This window comes from Cyclobacterium sp. L-R (assembly GCF_056859355.1).
This window is the reverse complement of the sequence record NZ_JBSXOH010000091.1, coordinates 126,859-146,897: the sequence shown is the minus strand read 5'-3', so window position 1 is coordinate 146,897 and position 20,039 is coordinate 126,859. Positions and strand designations below refer to the sequence as shown.

The following is a 20,039-nucleotide window of genomic DNA, read 5'->3' as shown; positions in this document are numbered from 1 at the left end:
TGCTCTTAGTATTGCATGAATGCTTTTTCATGTGCTTGTTTGATTTGGAGTGCCAGTGATTCAGGTTCAATAACCTTTACATTCGGTCCAAACGATAATAATTCCATGATTAGGTCATGCGTCAAACACAACTTTAATTTGATTTTCAATTCTACCTCATTATCCAATAAAACCTGTTGGGTATCATGAAGGGGTAATGTTTTAATGTATTTTCCTTGAAATGGGTCAAACGACAAAATAATATCTTGAGGTTCTGTGTCATTGGGGCTTATAATACCAAAACAGTAACGAAAACTTCGTTCAACGTTATAATTGTCGGGATACAAGTAGGATAGGGTAGTAATTTCAAGGTTTGTCAATCGGTCCAGCGCAAAGCTTTTGATGGTATTGTCTTTGCTGTCTTTGCCAAGTATATACCAACGGTCTTTAAATTCCTTTAAGGCATAAGGTTCTACTAAACGTTGGCTTAGCGCTTCCTCCCAAAATTTCTGATAGGTGAACTTGATTTGCAGCCTATTCTTGATGGCATGGAGCAACCCATACAAATTTTCAGTTCCTTGCGGTCTGCGTTTTTCCAAATGGATAAAAGGGGCTAAATCTTGGGCGAGATTTAGCGAACTAAACATATCAAAGGCCTCCAGCATTCTCTGGAAATTCATGTTTTCATAATCATTTTGGCTTATGAAATAGCCTTTATGCGATTTGGAGTATTCAATATCTACTCCAAAGTTATTTCTGATTTCCTTCATGTCCCGTTGAAAAGTCCGTTTTGAGAAGCCTATTTGCAGGTCGTCATCCAGCATTTGTAGATATTCAAACCGATTTTCGATATAGGCTTTCAACTCCTCATACGTTGAGTAGGGAGCTACTTTAAGCTTTTTGAGAATAAGCAGATAGCGGGATATGTAGCCTCGTTTGGACATGTTTGAATCAATTGATCAATAGATGGTTACGTTTGATCTTTTGGCGACTAGAAGATTGGCAATTTCAGCCTTTTTCTATAGTATTGGATGCTCCATTATTTTTTGCCAATAGCTCATCCCATTTTTTAGGTAAATTATCAAGCTCATCATCCTGTAAGGTATACTCCTCCCCCTCAATGATAAATGTATGAGTGTTTTTCCAAACAATTATCTCATCTTTGTATTTTATTGGAATTTCCATTCCCCAAAAGAATGGGATCTTTTTCCCATTAAATATTAAGTGCTGATCATTGTCAAGGTTTTTTGGTTCACATTCTCCTTTTAAGTACAAGTCGAATAATAATCTATTTCTTTTGACTCCAATAATATATTTTTTAGAATTATCTTTTGCATTAGACGGTCTAAGCATAATAAATTGACTCAGCCAATATCTAAGCTTGCACCCATTCGCAGTGATTGAGGCCAATAGTTCTGATTTATACAATTCCTCATGAACAGCTTTATTGCCATTGTTTAATCCTGAAGGTTCATTCAAAAACGTTATCCATTCCGTTGGATTGGTGTCAAGCGTTTCTAATAAGGTAGGCCTTAGATCCTGATAGTTAAGAATATCTTTCCAGTTATCTTTAGTTCCATCGTATTTTAAACACCATAGTTGATCCCATTCTTTAAATCTACTCACAAAAGCCCTTAGGAAAAATGCATCTTTTTCAAAGCGTTCATTAATTCCACTACGATCAAATACCAGTTCAGCATTATTTAACCGGTGTTTGAACGTTTCGAGATCGATTTTTTCTTTCTCACCTTTGTCAAGCAAAAACCCGATGGAGCCTAGAAATAGGGGATGATCCTCTGCTTTAAATATAGGAACTCTCCATGCGTCACTTTCCTTGATTAATTTGGCTTTCAGCTGTTCCTCTTTGGTCTGATCTGATCCAAAATCGGATTTCACATCATTCTTTTCCAGGTGTCCGTAAATATCACCACAGCCAACCGACAACTCATTTATAAGGGCTATAGCACTTCTTAGGGTTTCAGCACTAATACCTGAGTTTTGGACGATGTTCCGCACTACTCGCATCCAATCGGAAAAGTTATCCAAATGAAATTTATTATTTTGTTTTAATAGGTATTCCGTTTGAGCAAAGAATAGAACGCTTTGTTTATAGGCTGTTCCTGAGATCTTAATGCATTCAAAAAACAACGAACTATTTTCCTCGCAAAAATCCCAAAGAGGAAGATCTTTTGGTATTAATTTATCGTAGTTATTATCCTTACTGGAATAAACATCAAGGCTGGTTTTGAGATAGTCGAACGACTCTTTTGATGAAAAATCCTCAGGTACTAATTTTGCTGGTGAATCATGTAGAGAAGAAATCTTACCTTTATCGCTTCCCCCTTTTCTCGCTAAATAATAAATAGCTACTCCTGAGATAAACTTCAATATGGCGTTATCCACTTGGTTTTTACCATCCTTATACTTCCAAAACAAATCCGTCCAAACTGTATCAATTTTATGCGCAAAAGTTTTTTTAGTTAGTTTTGTCCATTGATCTTTATTCTTATCATTCAAGGTCAAGTCCATTTCCCAATTATCTTTCAGAATTACTTTTTCGCTATTTTCCAAAATCTCTTTTCCATTTTCGTCTGTCTTATATATGACTTGCCTAATGTACTGTTCAAATCGTGCTTTAAAATTTTCAAAGTCGGTCAGGGCTTTGCCTCGGGCGTTCATTTTGATGTAGAGATCATCGGAAAGTCCAAAGCCGTCAAGGGATATGTGGTAAAATGTGATGATATGCTGCTCTGTTAACTTTCCCCACAAATTCCTGTCCTTTCCCAGGGGATTAAATTTTTTGTGGATTGCATCAAGCATAACCAGCATAGCCTTAATCGTGGGGTCTTTAAGCCATGAGAGAAAAAACCAGGGACGATCTATGATCGTTTTGGACAATTCATTTTCTTTATTACTATCTGCGGGTAAAAGATAATCAAAATCTACTCCGCATTGGGTAATCAATGTCGAGCAGAATTCCCGTGAGCTGGCACGGGTTTGATAAGTAAATTTTGATAATTCATTGGCGTGTTTCTCAAGTTTATTTTCTTTGGTTGCCACATACCAGTGCAGGAGAAACCGCGTAGTTAATCGCTGCTGACCATCCAGTGGCTGAAATACACCTTTATGAATGTCCCCATACACGAAGTCTAACTCCAACGGTTCGTTTTCTGACAATGCATGGAGCAAATCACTCAAGAAATTTTCTCGAACCTCTTTCTTATCCGGCCTCCCTTGTGCGTAATCACGCTGAATGATGGGAATCTCAATTTTATTGTCTTGAATTAGATTCCAGAAGCTAAGTTGTCGTGATTTATTGCTCATCAGTGGATTGGGTTTGTTGGGGTAAATATTTTTTAATATCATTCAAATAGCTGTTTCTATCCGCTTCATTCCAAAGTTCCAAGCCTTTATGGTCTTCTGAATAGAATCTCATAAAAACATTCTTTGTGCAGACTGGAATAAAAATACCGTTCATTTCCTGCTTGATGATCTTAGCTCTTTTGGCATAAAATGAATCATTTTTATAAGACCGGTTAGTATTTCTATCTAGTAAGCACAAATTTCCAATGCTGCTATCTTCGTCCCCAAGTACATATTCTATTATTGATTTAAACTCATCATCTTCAATAGGATTACCCATATGGATTTCTTCTATCTTTTTATAATGATCATCGTCCGTAGGCTTTTCCTTTTTTGTAAAATTGTTATCCAACCATGCCTTTTGATCCTCTTTTTTTACTTTTACCTCTGTTGCAATCGCATGGATGTGCTCCACATCCCATTTTTCTTTTTTAAAGCGGTCGAAAGAGAAGCGGTTGGTTTCGTTTTCATTACTAAGCATGGTTTGTATATTATGGAGAAGAAGCACATTTCTCACAGGCCCGTTTTTGTATGCCAATTCATCAATGTTAAAATTTACCTTTCTAAAAATTTCAACATCAAGAAATTTCCCAAAATCTGTTTTCGACCTATCTTTTCTTCCTGCCAGAATGTCTTTAATATCCATACCTGTAGTGATCAAAAACCCAATTTTATGGTACAATTCCCGGTCGGTGAACCACTCTTCTAGTGTTTGATAGTACTTCTTGATTTCCTGCCAGTTTTTCTCAACTATCTCGCTATTTGAATTGTCCTTAAATTTTTCATTGAAGTGACGAAAAGTGAAATATTCATCTGAGTTTATGGTTTTGCCAGCTAGCTGATCAAAGATGAATTCGATGCGAGTAGCAAGATTGTTTTCCTCTTTGTTGATGAAGTACCAGAATGCATCATTTTGCAGGGCATATTCCATCCGGTCCCATTCCGAAGCAATTTCCAGTTGCTTCTGCCATAGTTTGCCGGGATCATCAGGTTTCAAATTGGAGCTGTTTAGAAAGAGGGCTTTGATCAACTCTGCATTGGTAAGTGGGATTTTACCCATATTGATTCGGGTAAAGATTTCAATTGCGTCTTCATCCTGCGTTTCGAACCAAATTACTTTTACATGCTTCAAGAAGGTGCCTTGAAACCTTTCTTTTCCCTTTTCATGAGTTTCAAACCACCTTTTTATGATTAAGTATGCTTTGAAAATGTGGAAATTGTCAATATTGTCACAATTGCTATGGATTATAACAAAATCCTTGTAGTGATTTGAAACTTCGTCATTTTCGTTTCCATCATTATTTTTTTCTCCCTTTAGCTCATATTTCTCCAAAAGACTTGAAACCTCATTCAGGAATTGATCATTTCGTGTAGCGAATTTTATATTAAACTTTTGATACGAAAGGTAGGTTAGGATTAGAAAAATGGTCGTCAGTCTTTGTTGACCATCTATTACCTCCCATTCTTGGAAATCTTCATGCTCTTTTATTAGATCTTTAGTTTTGATTATAGCCTCTTGCTCATCATTTCCGTTCATAATGTCATTTAGTCCCTCAAAAAAAGATAGCTTATTTTTCACTTCCTTCCCTTTGACCACAACTGGCTGTAGGCAATACCAGGTTTTGTCCGTCGAATTGTCGATCTCTTCCGGAGTAAATTTTTCAATGTCGTTAAGCAAGTCTTCCACCTGTCTTTCCGTCCACCTATACCCCCGCTGATACGCAGGAATAAAGAACTTGTATGTTAGAAGATCGTCGATTGACCTTACCGTAACTTTGCTCATAATTCATAAATGTTTTTAGGGTTAGTAAAAATCAACACAAGTCTCCTGTTCACCTTTTAGAGTTCTTTACTGGTTGATGTTAATTTTAGTTTGTTGATCTGATGGGTAGGATTGGCACCGCAAATTTGGCGGGCTCCGTCTCTTGAAAATTTTAGGTATCAACTACCCTTATGGTCTAATTTGCTTATTGCTCAATGCAAATCAACGCCTATTCTATTGCCTGAGAACTATCCATACCGAACAGACTGAAATCCAATTGATTTTGTCTCCTTCGCATGTTCGAAGTCCGTTTCGTCTTGGTTGTAAATAGCTGTCAATGTCATTGGCTGATCTATAATCGAGGAAAAGCCTAATTTGGTTGATAGCCGTTGGGCTTTTTCCACCGCCAATTCTTTAAATTCATAGTTGGCAATCAGTCTGCCTTTTCGCATTAGGGCACTGTCAATTTTCGAAATGTCGGTATTGAAGGAACAGATGATTTGAACATTGAGGCAGTCGGCAAGAAGACCATCAGAAATATTCAATAATGCGGAAACTGGCGAACTGCCGTCCTTCTCTCTGTCAACGATAATATTTTCAGCATCTTCTATGACAAAAATGGAGTTGGGGTTATCTATAAGAATGGAAATAAGATTTGGGTTTGTCATAACATTTGCCATATTTGGCGGCAGGAAGATGACATTCTTTTTTACGTTAGCAATTAGATACCGGATATAGGAGGTCTTTCCTGTCCCCGGCTTACCATGAAGTAGCACTAATCCTTTGTCATTTTTCTTTGATAGCCGTTTGTAAATGGTTTTATGAATTTCCTTGAAGTCATCGTTGTAGTTATCCTCAATGCTTAGTTTCGGTTTTGCAATTTCCATTAACTTAGTACCGATGCCATTAGCTGTGCTTACTAAAAGCGAAATGATAGGTTTCCTTCTGGTTTTTCTTTCCTTAAACTTTTTTATTTCTGAGATAACTGTTTCGACTTTGGAAATTTCAGTCTTGGAAAAAAGGAATCTTGCGGTGGAGCAATTCGTGTCAAAATCAATAATTAAATCATCGAATAGAATATAAAAAATGTCGTCCAGCTCAGCTTGCTTACTTCCGTTGTAGCATCTCTTAATGAAGTAGTGCTTCTTTATTTCCCCTTTGTAATTCTCCCCAAACCAAATATTCGCTTTCTCGCAATCAATATTTGTTTCGCTTATCAAGTTTGGAATTGAGTTGAAATGGGCTACGAATAGATTAAGTTCGTTAATATAACCCTTCCGGTCTGCAAAAACATGTCCCAGGTCTATTTTGTAAGAAGTGTCTTCAAATTTCAAATTTGAAGTTTGTAAAAGTGATTCGATATTATCCGATTTCATACTACATTGTTTTTTAGTTTACTCTACAAAAATAGAAGTTTGGAACGACAGAGTATGTCGCTCTAAAATTTCATTACAATGGCTATGCAAATTTTTCTGGCTTCGATCTTCCAAAGACGATCTAGAAAGCTTTTTTTTACTGGAGTATTTGCGGTGGGACAGAAAAGAGGGTTATTTACAGATGGGACATTACATTTTCGGAAAGACAAATTCCTTTTAAAGTTAAGGCATCGTAACAAACTACGCCAAATGGAGTACTTGTAAAATATGGAATGGCAGCATTTAGCTTTTACCCCTAATAAATCTCTTAATTTTGGCTATGCTCCATTAGCCTTTTGCATTTTCCCCTTTCAACCCCAACCCCTCAAACAACTCCTTAAACATCTCCCCCGGATCTGCATTGATGGCCAGGGCTATCAGGTAAAGTTCATCTGCCCGGAGTTTGGCGGAATCATTGGAAGTTAGCTGAGTTAAGCGGGATTTGCTGATGCCTGTGCGTCGGGAAACCTCGGCCTTGTTTACTGTCCGTTTGGCTAAATACAAGCCCAATTCTGTCATGAAAGTATCGTATTTTTATACACTAATTTAGACAGTCGATACTTTTGTTGCTAAACTTTAAATAACTGTTTTGAAAATAGGTACTATTTCTATACTTTTGTTTAGAAAATTGAAACAAATGTATCCAATAGCAATACACATCAGCTTTTTAGTCTTTTAATTCAGTACTATTTGAGAGTTATGGAGAAAAAAGAATCATTTACCTGTCCTCATTGTGAAGAAAAACTGCCTTTTCGGGTGATCCTAAAAGTAAAAAATGATCATGCCTTTGAATGTCCGCTTTGTGGGGGAGCAGTGGTACCCCAGAAAACCAAATCCTTTACCTGGGGATATATTATCGGGTTTTTGTCATTTGCTATACCCCAACAAATCGTTTTCTACCTTCATCAGAATAACGTTTTGGCATTCCTGATCGGGTTCTTACATGCAGTTACCGCATTTGGCCTAGTATTTCTTTACTTTTATTCCAACACAAAGTTTTCGAAAGCCATTGCCATAAGCTGTACTCCTATCCTATTGGTGGTGTTCGGGAGACTGCATATGCATACAATTGATTTTATGTAAGGTTTAAAGAAAAAGTAAATGGGGAATCAGCAACGGTAGGTTGATAATTTCCCATTTGTAAAACCTAATGAATAAAGACCTATAACAGGCCTTCATCCGCAAAACTAAGATAGGTACCATCTGTAAAAATCAAATGATCCAGGACTGGCATTTCCAGATTTTTTCCAACTTCGGTCATTCTATTGGTTAGCCTTTTATCTGCTTCGGAAGGTCTAAGGTTTCCGGAAGGGTGGTTGTGTACAAGGATGATTCCTGAGGCCAGGTGGTCAAGTGCCTTTTTGAAGATCAGCTTTGGATCTGCCAGGGTAGCATTGGTACTTCCTGAGCTGATTTTGTGGAGTTTGAGTACCTGATTGTTTCGGTTTAGCAATAGGATGTAAAAGTGTTCCACTACTTCGTCAAAAAGGAAAGGTTTCATACAATTGTAAACATCCTGAGAACAATTGATCTTGATTTTTTTATCCGGTTGTTCAAACATCCTTCTTCTACCCAATTCAAATGAAGTTACCATAGCTGTGGCCCTGGCATATCCGATTCCTTCTATTTTCAGCCATTTTTCCATGTCCCACTTGGCCAATTCAGATAGTTTATTGTTTGCTAGGGCAAGAATCTCCCGAGCTTTGTCTACTTGAATATTCGCTATAGCAGCGATGATATGGTAGTCCGTCATGGCAGATTTCCCCTGGTTATAAAGCATCTCTGTGGGTTCTGATAATAGATTAAAACGTTTCATAATGTGCATACCGACTTTAAATCTCCTGGCACTGGAGGGCTAAATGAATGATAAGACCATGCCATGGGGAGGTTTTCACTAAGCACAAGGAGGAACGGAATAAAGCATCTCAGCCAATCAGCTCCTATTATGCCGTAGTTCCTTGGAACATTTCAGACAGTCAAACCGGATGCATGTGAAAAAATAGCCCATACCTTTGGTGCGTCATTGGTTTGGCATATCTCCCCAATTCAAATTTTCGGTTGGTATTAATATATTACCGACTATCAAAGCCCTTAATAGAAGTAAATAACTATTGATATTTCTCCTCTATTAAAAAATAAATTGTATTAATAGATTTAACAAACATAAAAATGTGGAATAATATAATTAAATTGTAGTTGGTGTAATTTTTATTTTAACTCCTATTTTTATTAAAACGGATCGGACGTTTTTTAATTTCGTGCCCCAGATTTTGCTCATAGTAGGGCTTCTAGGTATTGGTTGCTGGTGGGTGTTAAACCAGCGAAGGGGAATAAACAGCATTACCATTAAATCTCCTGTGATGGTAAAACAAATCTTCCAATTCTCTGATGCGAACTCTCTATATACCCTTCCAGATATCCTTGCGTTATCCAAAAAGGAATGGAAAGAAGTTTCTGCTATCAACTTCGACAACAACAGCGGTTCCGGATGGGTTTATATCAAGGTAAAAAGTAAAACAACCCAACCCTTACTTATGGAGTTGAAGACTCCTTTTATTGATACTTTAAAAATATGGCTAATTGACAATTCCGGTAATATTCATGAGTTTCCAGCCACTGGATTCTCCCTTTTGTCTAAAATACATTATAATCCGCTGAAGCACCGCTATTTTCTGACTGAACTTCCTATAAAGAATTATCAAACCTTTGATGTAATTATCCATGGGAATAATTATGCAGGTTATCCTATGAAATACTTTGTGAAATTTTGGAATCAGCCAGAATTTATCCATTATTCAAATGAATCCAATTGGAGGTGGGCGCTTTTTATTGGAATGATTTTAACAGTTCTTTTTGTCTCCCTAGCTGCCTATTTAATCCAACAAAAGCGCATCTATTATTATTTTGCAGCCTATATTACTTGCTTTTCGTTATATACTTTACTAATAGATGGATGGGGAATATACCTTGCACCATCTTTGTACAAGTATTACAACCCCATACAAAACCCACATCTTCTTAATCTGGGCATTTGTTTTTTCTTATTGTTTAGTCGAAAATTTCTGGTCATTCCCAGCGTATCGACGAAATGGTGGCTTCGGATCAGCCCCTGGTGGTTATTCGCTGGCCTTGCCGGTTGTATTTTTCTAACCAATTACGGCTACAGCAATTCCTATAACATTCTTTACAATACTGTTTATTGGTTCGGAATACTCTTGATAATAGTCATCAGCGTTCTTTGGGCTAGTTATTTAGGAGACGCATTTAAGCGCAAATTCCGACCTGTCTGGCTTTTGTTGGTTTCTGAGGCATTAGTAATTGTGTTTTTCGTCGTCAATATTAACTCGGTCAATTTAAATGAAGCATATCTCCCTATTCCAGATATCCTACTTTTAAGGATAGCACTTACAGCCCAAGTTCTGCTTATTTCGATTGGATGGATCTTTCGTCAAAAGGAAATAAGGGACACTCAGGATAAACAAACCTTGCTGTATTTAGAGCAGCAAAAAGCTTTTTGGGATGCCGAGCGTGAATTGCAAGAATTAAAAATTTCCTCGTTACGTATAAGCAACGAACTCCATGGACAACGAGAACATCTTGCTAGAGACCTGCATGATGGCATAGGTTCTCAACTTACCCATATTATTTCAAGGTTAGACATCCTTTCTATAGCAGACAATTCACAGCAAAAACAACTTCAACAGTTACGTGATTTCACTAGTGATACCAACCAATACCTTCGGGAAACCATATGGATTTTAAATAAGAAAGAAGTTACCTGTTCCCAATTCGCATTGAGGCTACATGGTTATTTACAGAACCTTTGGGAGGGTCAGAAATATCCCCAGTTGACATGGAATTGTTCAAATCCAGCTGAAAATATCATCCTTTCACCAGTAGTGGCCGTGCACCTGATGCGACTAACTCAGGAAGCAATCGCGAATATAATTAAACATGCTAAAGCTGATGAGATAGAAGTTGAGTTGAGAATTAATCCACCTCAACTAAACCTGGTGATTAAAGACAATGGCATCGGTTTCGATCCAGAGAAATCCTCATATGGATTCGGACTTGAAAATATGAACAAGAGGGCTGGCGAAATGGAAGGTATTATAGATTTAAAATCCGGAAATTTTGGAACAGAAATACAGGTCACCATACCTGTAACCACTTAATAATTACGGCATTTGACGTATTGACAGCCATTATCCAATTCTATATATTTGATAATACCAATTTACCTCTACCCTCTTCAAAAAATGATAAAGATCGGACTCGTTGAAGACAACGCCCAACTTAGCCAGGATATCCGGGACAAGTTAGCATTGGGTGAAGAGGTAAACATAATTTGGGAAGAGCGTGATGGATCTTCAGCATTAAAAGCCATGGAATTGGGGGATTTACCTGATGTGGTATTAATGGATATTTCTATGCCCGGAATGGACGGTATCGAGGCCACAAGATTGGCAAAGGAAAAATATCAAAATCTGAAGATTCTAATGCTGACGGTGATGGATGATGAGAAAAAGCTTTTTGAAGCCCTAAAAGCTGGAGCATCCGGTTATTTGCTCAAAGAGATCAAACCTCATCTACTCATAAATGCAATCGACGATGTACTGGAAGGCGGCCTTCCCCTTTCTCCTTCATTGGCAAGCATGGCATTGAATTATTTAAAAGGGAAACCGAAAACCCAAGAAATTTTATCTCCTGGAATCGAAAAATTGACTAAAAGAGAGCAGGAGGTACTTCAATGGTTAAAGAAAGGAATGAGTGTACGGCAGATTGGGGAACAGTTGTTTATTTCTGATAAAACAGTTAGGAAGCATTTGGAACATATTTATGAGAAATTGCAGGTGCATTCGGGGAGGGAGGCGATAGTGAAGGAGATGAGATTTAAAGGAAATAGTTTTGACAAAAACTTCCCCTAACTTCATCTGCCAATTATCCATTAATTTTTAAATTAAGTAATCTTGAAACGTAAGCAAAAATTAAATAAAATATTTCAAAATTTTAATTGTAATTAGGAATATGAAAACTATTAAAATAATACTTATTTCTAGCCTTTTCGTAACATTTTCTACCAATGCTCAACAGTTGATAAAGCTATCATTTGAAGCTGATAGCCTAATTATTAGTAGAGAAAAAAAACCTGTTACATATCCGATTATAATTCTAAAAGACTCAGTCAAAATAGGTCCTGACACATTGAATCTTTACACCCTTACTGCTACTGTAAATACGGATAAGACAACACTACCTAGCTCTGACTACACACTTGCATTTAACAGTATAACTCTTGATAAAATGACCTCGAAATATACCTTTTTTTTAACTATCAATGGAGACTCGATTGGAGATAGAGAAAGAAAAGTACACTTAGATCTTGAATTAAGAAAAAAGGGAGAACAAGAAAACTTTTTAACTGAAAATATTTCTCAAGTTGTAAAAGTAAAAGGTATCAAAATTGTAAATAGCTATGATTATCTAGGTCTGATAGGAACTAATTTTGATCTAATTGATGGTACGAAGGCTAAAGATCTTTTCTTCGCAATAAATATATCATCGCCACCAAGAACTGAAAAAAGTGGTTTTGGTTTTATTATGTCAATTTACGGAAATAGGACTCTATCATCAACCGATACATCGGGAATAGTGACTTATACATCTAAATACGAGCCAATTGGAGTAGATTCATTAGTTTATTATAGAAACCAAGCGAATAAGACAATAGTTAGTGTTTCCGATAACATTGGGGCAATGTTTTCTCCCTTGCTAAGGCTTTGGTCATTAAGTGATTCAAAAAAGAGACAAACGCAACTTTATTATGCCCCACAATTCGAATTTATTTGGAGGCGTCAATTAACAACGATCTCGTATGTTAATTCTGTTGTAACTGATACGACATATAGAGCTAATAGACCTAATATTACTAGCCGAACCTTTCCTGAGATTGAGAAAATTCCTAGAAATATTTATGACGTCTATATTGGTTTAGCAGGATTATCATTAATTCACGAAAATGAATCAATTAGCGTCAGGATTCAAGGATCTTTTGGGTTAAATTTTAGCTATGAGTCAGGGAATAGGGAACGAGAACCTTTTGGACTCTCATTACCTAGCGACGTACCATATATTAGAAAAACCAATTGGTTTTCCTATGTAAGAACATTTATAACGGAACCCAAATCTGGAATAACTTTAGGCGCCGAAGTTTCAAATTTCATATTTAATAGAAATAGGTATAATCCTTATTATAATGTAACGCTATCGAAGGCTTTCACTCTGGATACCCTTGGCACATTTTTCCAACCGATAACATCTAGATAATAAATATTACATTAAACCCTTAAAAACAAACTGTTTACCAAAATAATATAGTTTTTTGGCAATTCTTCCTATATCCATGGATTTCATAGAAAAATGAAGACCTATAACAGGCCTTCATCCGCAAAACTCAGGTAAGTACTATCTGTAAAAATCAAATGATCCAGAACTGGCATTTCCAAACTGTTTCCAGCTTTGGTCAACCTTTTGGTTAGCCTTTTGTCTGCTTCGGAAGGTTTAAGGTTTCCGGAGGGGTGGTTGTGTACTAGGATGATTCCGGAGGCGAGGTGGTCAAGTGCCTTTTTGAAGATTAGTTTGGGATCGGCCAGGGTTGCGCTGGTACTTCCTGAGCTGATTTTATGAAGTTTGAGTACTTGATTGTTTCGGTTAAGTAATACGATGTAAAAGTGTTCTACTACTTCGTCATAAAGGAAAGGCTTCATACAATTGTAAACATCCTGAGAACAATTAATCTTGATTTTTTTATCCGGTTGTTCAAACATCCTTCTTCTCCCCAATTCAAATGAAGTTACCATAGCCGTGGCCTTGGCATATCCTATCCCTTCTATTTTCAGCCATCTTTCCATGTCCCACTTGGCCAATTCCGATAGTTTATTATTTGCCAGGGCAAGGATCTCCCGAGCTTTGTCTACTTGAATATTGGCTATAGCAGCGATGATATGGTAGTCTGTCATGGCAGATCTCCCCTGGTTATAAAGCATCTCTGTGGGTTCTGATAATAGATTAAAACGTTTCATAATGTGCTTACCGACTTTAAATCTCCTGGCGCTGGAGGGCTAAATGAATGATAAGCCCATTCCATGGGGAGTTTTTCACTAAGCACAAGGAGGAACGGAATAAAAAATCTCAGTCTATTTCATCCCATTATGCCGTAGTTCCTTGGTTACTTCTGGCAATCATCTCGGATGCATGTGAAAAAATAGCCCATAACTTTGGTGCGTCATTGATTTGCTACATCTCCCATTTTCAATACGCATGTTATCTTAAAGAAAAAAAAGACACAGATAAAATAGATTCTTTTTAGGGAAATTGTGGATTTTCTATCATCCTTTGCATTAGATTTTCAAAAACCCCTTCTTTCATTTTATGTCGATTTCACCTGTAGGTAAATTCATTGATGTAGGGTTGAAGTTACCAAATCAAATGATAGGTCCCTCTTAACTTATCCACCACAATGAATTTCTTTTCTCCTCATTTATTCCCAAATCTTTGATGTCATGACCACATAGGAATCATCCACCTCTAATTTTCCCATCATTGGGAAGTTCTGGTTGCTCTTCATCGAATTCAGCTTTCTCTTAAAAATCCAGAAGGTCTTTTATTTGAGTTCAAGTCTACAGCTTAATTCGCTGATAATGAATTCATTCTTGTCAGTAGAAACATAATAAAATGCTTTTAAGAATAGAGAATTTACAGTTGTGAAAAAAGAGCCTGCTTTTGCTGATTCTAGACGACCACATTTTAGAGTACTGTTGACCAAATTCACTAATTCATTTACAAGAATGCTATCTATACACTCTAACAAATAATGAGAACAGGTATATGTTGGGATTAAAATTGTGGTCTGAGTCATTTTTTATTATGATCATAAAATTAAAATATATCTGTAGAAAATGACTATTAAAGTCAATAAATCGGATGTACTTAATTTTTAAATTTCACCAAGCCAGCAGTTCGACTTATAATTTCATCTATTTCTTGTTTCAAACCTTTATTATAAAAATAGGTGACCTCAATATGTCCAAAATCTTTTTTAGCTAAAAATAGTACTACGTGGTTATAATATTTGTCCAAATATGGAATATTACAATTACGTATAAAAGTTCCTCCATCGTCCGCGTTATACATTTCTTTTAAATAATTTTTATCAAAAAATATTATTTTATGGTTGATTGTATCTACCTTATGGTTAATAGAATTCAAATAATTCAAATTAGGATTGTAGTTTTTGTAATACTTTCTGTTTCTTTGTACATCTTCCTCTTCATTGCGAGCTTCAACTCCACTAAATGAAATTTTTATTGATTCGTTATTCTTTGATGATATCTGGAAAAACATTGCATTAGTTAGCTTTCCGTCACCGCACTTGAAAGTTTCTATATTACTGTTTTGATTAAAATCCTCATAAAATCCAGTCGGCATCGTAAACTGAATTTCATATTGATCAAACATTATTTGCGAAATTTTATTTTTCACTTGCCCATATAACATATTGGGCCCTAATAAAATTAAAACCCAAAATGTTATATACGTAATTGATTTACACATTATAAACATATTAATAGTTTAAGATATCTCCATATAAAATTGTATGAAAATCTTTAAATTAACTAATTGAATAAGGCACCTATCAAATAAAAGCTATCAAGATCTGACCTGCTTACCCACTGGAACACTTTAGATCCACCGGATCTGCCCAGAGCAAACCTCGCATTCTCAAGCTCCCACTCCCCATTGAGGCTTGTCTGAATATTAAGCGTATACGCATTTAGAAACACCATAAACTTGGTAGTGTGAAAGTTATTCTATTAAAAATTTGACTATATGAATTCTTTCTTCCCTATCATTTGAATAGGTAAGTCCATAAATTGCGTCATTCTCAAGATCCAGGTCGAAGCGAAGTAAAGAACAATCTAAAATATACTCCTTTATCGGCTTCCCCTCCCAATCGAGCACATGAATTTTAGATTTAGAAATTTTCATCTCTTTGGTACTTGTAGAATACAAGGAATAAATATATGAATTTTTAGTTATTAGCTGAGTATGGTAAAAGGTAACTGGTTCATCAAATATAGTGGGAGAGCGAGCTGCTTTTCGCAGGCCTTCATCTCTCTCTACAACAGTTGAGTGCAGGTAGTTTCCGTCGAAACTAAAAAAATCGTATTGGCCAAGCAATACAGAAGTAGCCACAAACTTGTGTTTTTCAGGGTGAATTGCCGAGCTCACATTTGCGTACATTGGATACCTGTTATCTTCATGCACCTTAAATGGAAGATCTGGTAAATAGCCAATGGTTCCAAGAATACTATCTTTAAATATTTGGAACCGCCCAGGGTCATCCCCATCTCCTCCAGGAACGGTAATGATTAAAGAATCACTGTAATAAACCAATCTAAATGTTCTACTTAGTCTATTCGGTAATTTAATGCTTTTAAATACCGATGAATTAAGCCGAATGGATTCTTTTAGGTTTAATAAATTTACCTGTAGCTTTTTCCAATCAAATATCAGGTAATATTTATCCCATTTTTCTTGGACAATCTGCCCACTAAATTCTGGTGAATTAAATTCTTCCGGTCCTTCTCCTTTTGTGCCAAACTCAGCTATTGATTTCATATAGGACTTATTATAAACCTGGAAAAACTTTTCTCCCCTGCTATTCAGTATTATCAAAAGGGAATCCTCTACCATTATTTGAGAGGGTATTGAATTTTCAATTTCTTCAATCGGTATGCTGGTGAGTTGTTTCGAAACCGGAAATTGATCGACAAATAACTCCCTCTTTTCTGTCTTTTGACTACAATTAGATAGAATAGATATCGCCAAAAAGCAGAAAAAAAGTTTAATAGCTCTTGTTACTTTCATTGATAATTGTGGTTAAGAAAAAGTACTCATTACAGCACTTCTTCTAAATTTTTATATTTTAAATGCCTCAAGAACACCCTAAAATTAATAGTGTTGAGCTGTAAATTGAACATATTGAGGTAAAATTTATTAAAGTAAACCCAAAATATGGATGGGAAAAAATTAAAACAAAATCAAAATTTGCTGAATTATTTTAACAGTCAAAACCTCACCACCTCACTCAAAACCTCCGAAACCTCTCCTACTGGTCTAGCGGTATATTGGAAGGTCTGAACCTCAGCATTGTCTCCAAAAATTCTAATAGTAGCACTTAATTCCTCAAAATCCTCATCTGGTAATTCACCTGAGTGAATTACATTAAAATTAAACCCGAAGGTGTGAACAGGCTCTTCTGATTCAATTACAAGCTCGGTTAAGGTGGTAGAAGTGGAAAGGTTAAAGGTATTGGCCTCATCGATGACTTGGGTCCATTCAAGGTCGTTTGGTTGAAGGATGGATGCACTGACAAAATCGCTTTGGCCTTGGTAGAGGGAGTGGACGCCGAAATTAATGAGGTACTGTTCCACACTTCCGTCCAAAGCAATTTCTATTCGGGCTGTTTTTTCTACTAAAGGTGCCTCATCAGGGTCATTGTTGCAAGAGATTGCTAAAAAAATGAAGGCATAAAAAAAGAGTGTCTTTAGTCTTCTCATAATGGTAGGTCAGTTTGACTATTCTTATTCAAAAAGATAGGGCAATGTTAATTGAATATTTCTAATTTAAAATTTTAACCCTATTCAAATTAGAATAATATTGTATTTGTAATCTTAAAAATAACAAAACAAATAAAAATTATCAATATTTTTATCAAAAGGTTTACAAGTACTTACGGTTTGTCTCTGCCCTACCTGCCGGCAATGATTTCTTAATGAAAACTCCCCTACTGGCATACAAAAATTCTTCCCTTTAAAGGATGCAACTATTCTATTGTCTGCAATCGTAAAAAGGCAATCCTCCCCTTTCAGCCAATGTTGAACCTTACAGTCCCTAACCCGACCTAATAGGGAATGACCAAATACAGTATAAATTTTTACTCCTTTTGGAAACTGTTCAACGCCTTTTAAAAGTAGCCTTTTGTCTATCTTTGCTCCCATGGCCAGAAATGCAGCATAATCGAAATTCACACGTCCCATTTTTCTTTGAACCAGAAAAATCAAAGGCATAAGTCCATCAGAAATATACAGTGTCCTGACGTTTACAGGCTCTGCTGGTGAGAAATAAAGGATACCTCTGGAGGACAGTTTGTGTTTAAGCACAGCAAGAACTTCGCGATCCACTACATCTCCATGTTCGTTAAGGTAATCAACAATCAACCTGCCTTTTTCATCTTCCCTCAAAACTTCCGAGAACAGCTGCTGTACTTCGCTACTCACCCCAAGACTTTCCAAAAGCTCAAATTTTTCGCTGTCGGTGTTCATCGTCTTCTGACTTTTTATTAGGATTCCGGCCTTCTTCTGTACCTATGGAGTTAAAGCGTTTTACTTCATCACCACTCCTATTTTGATATTTAGCCGGTTGGGTTCCAACTTTTGACATTTCCTCTCGAACATTGTTCCTATCCCTCAAGGCATCCTTATCATTAGGGTTTAGCGCAATTCTTCGCTCCATTTGCTTTTGTACCTTTTGGAGTGCATCCTGATAACCTTTTGAATAGGAATGTTCCTCACCACTTTTCTGACCCAACATTCTGCCTATTCCTGTAAGCAATAAATAGGATAAGCCTCCATCCAAAAGGACAGACAATACCAAGCCATTCCGGTTGGAGCGTATGCCTTTTCGATCGGTAGTGGAAAACTGGAATTGGGTCCCATCCGGCAATTCCACCATTTCCCCCTCCTTGTATTTCCTTTTTTGCTCCGCTGTTAGTTTTTGGTTATTGACAGCTTCAGGTGCCTTCACCTTCCTGGGATCATAGCTCATAAACTGCTTGGTATCTTTATCATATGCAATGATTTCCGTCCTAACATTCCCATTTTTGTCTACATAGTTTTTACGAATATTGGCAATCTCTGCCCTGATCAGCCGCTCTTTCTCTTCTGTAGAGAGTTGTGGATGAGAATTGGGGGACTTGTACACCGGATCTATTCTTAAAGAAGGATTTCCATCATCCCCTCTTACTATGGAGAGCCTGGCTGGAAGGTTGTCTATTTGCATATCTTTTCCTTTCAGGTTTTTCAGGGCTACTACATCCGTCATTTTACCTTCCTGCAACGCTTGTACCTGTTCCTTAGGTATGGTAAACTTTCCATTTTTATAAATCCCAAATATTTTCAGGTCATGCATGGGTAATGTTTTTTCCTTGATCATCTTCCTAATTTTAAAGTGGTTTCCATTTCTTGTTTTTGTTCTTTAACTGTCGGTTGGTGGGACAACACTTTTATCCGCTCCACATCGGGTACTTCGACAGGCTCAGTATCCGATGCGGAGCATTTCGAAGCAACCTGCTTCAATTCTTTTTTTCTATCGAAGGCCATCAGGTAATCCATGATCTTTTGGGAATCAGAAGCTGCCTGATGGATTTCAAAGGGTTTCTCAGTAAGGATTTTAATCCAGCTGTCCACATAGGCCAGGTGTTGTCCGGGATCATGACCAATCTGCAGCTCGGCTCCCAACATCATACTAGCGATTTCAGCTCTCAGTTCCTCTCTTGCGTATTCCTGTGTACCAAAGCTGTTCATGATACTCCGGTCCAACCGGTCCTTGTGCCCTGTCCAATGACCCAACTCATGTAGAAGGGTGGCATAATACCTGTCGGAAGACTTAAACTGTGTCTTTTCGGGCATTCTGATATTATCCCCCAAGGGTGAATAATAGGCGCTATTTCCATGGACATGTGCAATGCTGGCACCGGTGTTTTTCACCAGACCTTCTACCCTGTTCAGTTTTTCCCATTGGCTGATCTCCGGGCTTTTTGCTATTGGAGGTACCCCTTTAATCTGTTCAGCGTTAAAAACCCAGGCTTTGGTGATCATGGGAGGATTTAATGTCCTAGGTACTTTGACCGGCTTGCCATTTTCATCCAATACCTGTTTGCCCTGCTCATCTTTTTTCGGATAAAACTGGTGGGTTTTGACAAAGTTGATGGCCATCCCTTTTGCGCCCTTTTGTACCTGCCAACCCTTAGACTGGGCTTGCTTGAATGTAGCCCATCTGGGATCTTCAAAGGGAGAGAAAATGTGAAGGTATAAAGCGTTTAAACCTCTATAGGCTTTATCGGTGACTGCATTTTGCGGCTTGTCAAATGCTGCTGTCGATTTTTCCCAAGGTAGCTGCCAGGGAGCCGTTCCTTCTTTCAGTTGGGCAATGATTTTCTCTGCCACAGCTTCGTGCATTTTTTTGGTTTCAGCTGCCATTCTCGAGAGGATTAAAGGGTTCAACATGGTCTTCCAGGGGAAGTTCATCCTGTGTATCAACCTGATACAATCGGGCCTCCTCATGAGTCAATTCAACTTGCTTTTCTGTCTCAAGGCGGTCCAGTTTTCTCATTAAAGACTGCATTGTTTTTCCTTCTTTTGAATTCATGATATAAGTGTTTTTATATGGTTTAATTT

General features: G+C 37.1%; 21 protein-coding genes. 6 read left to right on the top strand and 15 right to left on the bottom strand.

Annotation, left to right across the window (positions count from 1 at the left end; translation table 11 throughout):
- Nucleotides 1-5: 5 nt before the first annotated feature.
- The 5 genes from AC13EX_RS19155 to AC13EX_RS19135 all read right to left on the bottom strand — a co-directional run bounded on the left by AC13EX_RS19155 (nucleotide 6) and on the right by AC13EX_RS19135 (nucleotide 7,038).
- Nucleotides 6-923 (bottom strand): helix-turn-helix transcriptional regulator, encoded by a 918-nt coding sequence (locus AC13EX_RS19155; protein WP_482893931.1) that lies wholly within the window; start codon nucleotides 921-923, stop codon nucleotides 6-8.
- Nucleotides 924-987: 64 nt separating this feature from the next.
- Nucleotides 988-3,303 (bottom strand): GmrSD restriction endonuclease domain-containing protein, encoded by a 2,316-nt coding sequence (locus tag AC13EX_RS19150; protein ID WP_482893930.1) that lies wholly within the window; start codon nucleotides 3,301-3,303, stop codon nucleotides 988-990.
- Entirely contained in the window at nucleotides 3,293-5,125 is a 1,833-nt protein-coding gene (locus AC13EX_RS19145; RefSeq protein WP_482893929.1) for a DUF262 domain-containing protein, read from the bottom strand. Before AC13EX_RS19145 ends, AC13EX_RS19150 begins: the two co-directional genes overlap by 11 nt.
- 227 nt (nucleotides 5,126-5,352) lie before the next feature.
- Complete coding sequence (locus tag AC13EX_RS19140) at nucleotides 5,353-6,480, bottom strand: AAA family ATPase (protein WP_482893928.1); 1,128 nt, start codon at nucleotides 6,478-6,480, stop codon at nucleotides 5,353-5,355.
- 327 nt (nucleotides 6,481-6,807) lie between these two features.
- The gene (locus AC13EX_RS19135) at nucleotides 6,808-7,038 is read right to left on the bottom strand and encodes a helix-turn-helix domain-containing protein (RefSeq protein WP_482893927.1); all 231 of its coding nucleotides are present in this window, start codon (nucleotides 7,036-7,038) and stop codon (nucleotides 6,808-6,810) included.
- Nucleotides 7,039-7,218: 180 nt separating this feature from the next.
- Here AC13EX_RS19135 and AC13EX_RS19130 point away from each other — a divergent pair, with 180 nt between their 5' ends.
- Nucleotides 7,219-7,602: a hypothetical protein gene (locus AC13EX_RS19130; RefSeq protein WP_482893926.1), complete on the top strand. Its 384-nt coding sequence runs from the start codon at nucleotides 7,219-7,221 to the stop codon at nucleotides 7,600-7,602.
- A 79-nt stretch (nucleotides 7,603-7,681) separates the two neighbouring features.
- On the opposite strand, the gene AC13EX_RS19125 is transcribed toward AC13EX_RS19130, so the two are convergent.
- Nucleotides 7,682-8,335 carry a JAB domain-containing protein gene (locus AC13EX_RS19125; protein ID WP_482893925.1) on the bottom strand — a complete coding sequence of 218 codons (654 nt, stop codon included), beginning with the start codon at nucleotides 8,333-8,335 and terminating at the stop codon, nucleotides 7,682-7,684.
- Nucleotides 8,336-8,382: 47 nt separating this feature from the next.
- Between AC13EX_RS19125 and AC13EX_RS19120 the strand changes: the two genes are divergently transcribed.
- The 4 genes from AC13EX_RS19120 (at nucleotide 8,383) to AC13EX_RS19105 (ending at nucleotide 12,846) form a co-directional block, all read left to right on the top strand.
- Entirely contained in the window at nucleotides 8,383-8,514 is a 132-nt protein-coding gene (locus AC13EX_RS19120; protein ID WP_482893924.1) for a hypothetical protein, read from the top strand.
- A gap of 365 nt (nucleotides 8,515-8,879) precedes the next feature.
- Nucleotides 8,880-10,694: a 7TM diverse intracellular signaling domain-containing protein gene (locus AC13EX_RS19115; RefSeq protein WP_482893923.1), complete on the top strand. Its 1,815-nt coding sequence runs from the start codon at nucleotides 8,880-8,882 to the stop codon at nucleotides 10,692-10,694.
- 84 nt (nucleotides 10,695-10,778) lie between these two features.
- Nucleotides 10,779-11,447 carry a response regulator gene (locus tag AC13EX_RS19110; RefSeq protein ID WP_482893922.1) on the top strand — a complete coding sequence of 223 codons (669 nt, stop codon included), beginning with the start codon at nucleotides 10,779-10,781 and terminating at the stop codon, nucleotides 11,445-11,447.
- A gap of 100 nt (nucleotides 11,448-11,547) precedes the next feature.
- Nucleotides 11,548-12,846, top strand: coding sequence for a hypothetical protein (locus AC13EX_RS19105; RefSeq protein ID WP_482893921.1), 1,299 nt, complete (start codon nucleotides 11,548-11,550; stop codon nucleotides 12,844-12,846).
- 101 nt (nucleotides 12,847-12,947) lie between these two features.
- On the opposite strand, the gene AC13EX_RS19100 is transcribed toward AC13EX_RS19105, so the two are convergent.
- Nucleotides 12,948-13,601, bottom strand: coding sequence for a JAB domain-containing protein (locus AC13EX_RS19100; protein WP_482893920.1), 654 nt, complete (start codon nucleotides 13,599-13,601; stop codon nucleotides 12,948-12,950).
- A 47-nt stretch (nucleotides 13,602-13,648) separates the two neighbouring features.
- On the opposite strand from AC13EX_RS19100, the gene AC13EX_RS19095 reads away from it, so the two are divergent.
- Nucleotides 13,649-13,888 (top strand): hypothetical protein, encoded by a 240-nt coding sequence (locus tag AC13EX_RS19095; RefSeq protein WP_482893919.1) that lies wholly within the window; start codon nucleotides 13,649-13,651, stop codon nucleotides 13,886-13,888.
- A 620-nt stretch (nucleotides 13,889-14,508) separates the two neighbouring features.
- On the opposite strand, the gene AC13EX_RS19090 is transcribed toward AC13EX_RS19095, so the two are convergent.
- The 8 genes from AC13EX_RS19090 to AC13EX_RS19055 all read right to left on the bottom strand — a co-directional run bounded on the left by AC13EX_RS19090 (nucleotide 14,509) and on the right by AC13EX_RS19055 (nucleotide 20,010).
- On the bottom strand, nucleotides 14,509-15,132 hold the full coding sequence (locus tag AC13EX_RS19090; protein WP_482893918.1) for a hypothetical protein: 624 nt from the start codon (nucleotides 15,130-15,132) through the stop codon (nucleotides 14,509-14,511).
- A 62-nt stretch (nucleotides 15,133-15,194) separates the two neighbouring features.
- On the bottom strand, nucleotides 15,195-15,365 hold the full coding sequence (locus tag AC13EX_RS19085; protein WP_482893917.1) for a hypothetical protein: 171 nt from the start codon (nucleotides 15,363-15,365) through the stop codon (nucleotides 15,195-15,197).
- 19 nt (nucleotides 15,366-15,384) lie between these two features.
- The gene (locus AC13EX_RS19080) at nucleotides 15,385-16,449 is read right to left on the bottom strand and encodes a BF3164 family lipoprotein (protein ID WP_482893916.1); all 1,065 of its coding nucleotides are present in this window, start codon (nucleotides 16,447-16,449) and stop codon (nucleotides 15,385-15,387) included.
- 200 nt (nucleotides 16,450-16,649) lie between these two features.
- Nucleotides 16,650-17,141 (bottom strand): hypothetical protein, encoded by a 492-nt coding sequence (locus AC13EX_RS19075; protein ID WP_339711870.1) that lies wholly within the window; start codon nucleotides 17,139-17,141, stop codon nucleotides 16,650-16,652.
- A 114-nt stretch (nucleotides 17,142-17,255) separates the two neighbouring features.
- Nucleotides 17,256-17,906, bottom strand: a complete 651-nt coding sequence (locus AC13EX_RS19070) for a hypothetical protein (protein ID WP_339674795.1) — start codon at nucleotides 17,904-17,906, stop codon at nucleotides 17,256-17,258.
- The gene (locus AC13EX_RS19065; protein ID WP_482893915.1) at nucleotides 17,881-18,795 is read right to left on the bottom strand and encodes a DUF4099 domain-containing protein; all 915 of its coding nucleotides are present in this window, start codon (nucleotides 18,793-18,795) and stop codon (nucleotides 17,881-17,883) included. Before AC13EX_RS19065 ends, AC13EX_RS19070 begins: the two co-directional genes overlap by 26 nt.
- Nucleotides 18,792-19,841 (bottom strand): ArdC family protein, encoded by a 1,050-nt coding sequence (locus AC13EX_RS19060; protein ID WP_482893914.1) that lies wholly within the window; start codon nucleotides 19,839-19,841, stop codon nucleotides 18,792-18,794. Before AC13EX_RS19060 ends, AC13EX_RS19065 begins: the two co-directional genes overlap by 4 nt.
- On the bottom strand, nucleotides 19,831-20,010 hold the full coding sequence (locus tag AC13EX_RS19055) for a hypothetical protein (RefSeq protein WP_482893913.1): 180 nt from the start codon (nucleotides 20,008-20,010) through the stop codon (nucleotides 19,831-19,833). The genes AC13EX_RS19060 and AC13EX_RS19055 overlap by 11 nt, the downstream gene beginning before the upstream one ends.
- Between the last annotated feature and the right edge of the window lie 29 nt (nucleotides 20,011-20,039).

Bases quoted from the DNA above. Each gene is read 5' to 3' on its own strand.
- AC13EX_RS19155 (WP_482893931.1), bottom strand. From the start codon at position 923: ATGTCCAAACGAGGCTACATATCCCGCTATCTGCTTATTCTCAAAAAG.
- AC13EX_RS19150 (WP_482893930.1), bottom strand. From the start codon at position 3,303: ATGAGCAATAAATCACGACAACTTAGCTTCTGGAATCTAATTCAAGAC.
- AC13EX_RS19145 (WP_482893929.1), bottom strand. From the start codon at position 5,125: ATGAGCAAAGTTACGGTAAGGTCAATCGACGATCTTCTAACATACAAG.
- AC13EX_RS19140 (WP_482893928.1), bottom strand. From the start codon at position 6,480: ATGAAATCGGATAATATCGAATCACTTTTACAAACTTCAAATTTGAAA.
- AC13EX_RS19135 (WP_482893927.1), bottom strand. From the start codon at position 7,038: ATGACAGAATTGGGCTTGTATTTAGCCAAACGGACAGTAAACAAGGCC.
- AC13EX_RS19130 (WP_482893926.1), top strand. From the start codon at position 7,219: ATGGAGAAAAAAGAATCATTTACCTGTCCTCATTGTGAAGAAAAACTG.
- AC13EX_RS19125 (WP_482893925.1), bottom strand. From the start codon at position 8,335: ATGAAACGTTTTAATCTATTATCAGAACCCACAGAGATGCTTTATAAC.
- AC13EX_RS19120 (WP_482893924.1), top strand. From the start codon at position 8,383: ATGATAAGACCATGCCATGGGGAGGTTTTCACTAAGCACAAGGAGGAA.
- AC13EX_RS19115 (WP_482893923.1), top strand. From the start codon at position 8,880: ATGGTAAAACAAATCTTCCAATTCTCTGATGCGAACTCTCTATATACC.
- AC13EX_RS19110 (WP_482893922.1), top strand. From the start codon at position 10,779: ATGATAAAGATCGGACTCGTTGAAGACAACGCCCAACTTAGCCAGGAT.
- AC13EX_RS19105 (WP_482893921.1), top strand. From the start codon at position 11,548: ATGAAAACTATTAAAATAATACTTATTTCTAGCCTTTTCGTAACATTT.
- AC13EX_RS19100 (WP_482893920.1), bottom strand. From the start codon at position 13,601: ATGAAACGTTTTAATCTATTATCAGAACCCACAGAGATGCTTTATAAC.
- AC13EX_RS19095 (WP_482893919.1), top strand. From the start codon at position 13,649: ATGATAAGCCCATTCCATGGGGAGTTTTTCACTAAGCACAAGGAGGAA.
- AC13EX_RS19090 (WP_482893918.1), bottom strand. From the start codon at position 15,132: ATGTGTAAATCAATTACGTATATAACATTTTGGGTTTTAATTTTATTA.
- AC13EX_RS19085 (WP_482893917.1), bottom strand. From the start codon at position 15,365: ATGGTGTTTCTAAATGCGTATACGCTTAATATTCAGACAAGCCTCAAT.
- AC13EX_RS19080 (WP_482893916.1), bottom strand. From the start codon at position 16,449: ATGAAAGTAACAAGAGCTATTAAACTTTTTTTCTGCTTTTTGGCGATA.
- AC13EX_RS19075 (WP_339711870.1), bottom strand. From the start codon at position 17,141: ATGAGAAGACTAAAGACACTCTTTTTTTATGCCTTCATTTTTTTAGCA.
- AC13EX_RS19070 (WP_339674795.1), bottom strand. From the start codon at position 17,906: ATGAACACCGACAGCGAAAAATTTGAGCTTTTGGAAAGTCTTGGGGTG.
- AC13EX_RS19065 (WP_482893915.1), bottom strand. From the start codon at position 18,795: ATGATCAAGGAAAAAACATTACCCATGCATGACCTGAAAATATTTGGG.
- AC13EX_RS19060 (WP_482893914.1), bottom strand. From the start codon at position 19,841: ATGGCAGCTGAAACCAAAAAAATGCACGAAGCTGTGGCAGAGAAAATC.
- AC13EX_RS19055 (WP_482893913.1), bottom strand. From the start codon at position 20,010: ATGAATTCAAAAGAAGGAAAAACAATGCAGTCTTTAATGAGAAAACTG.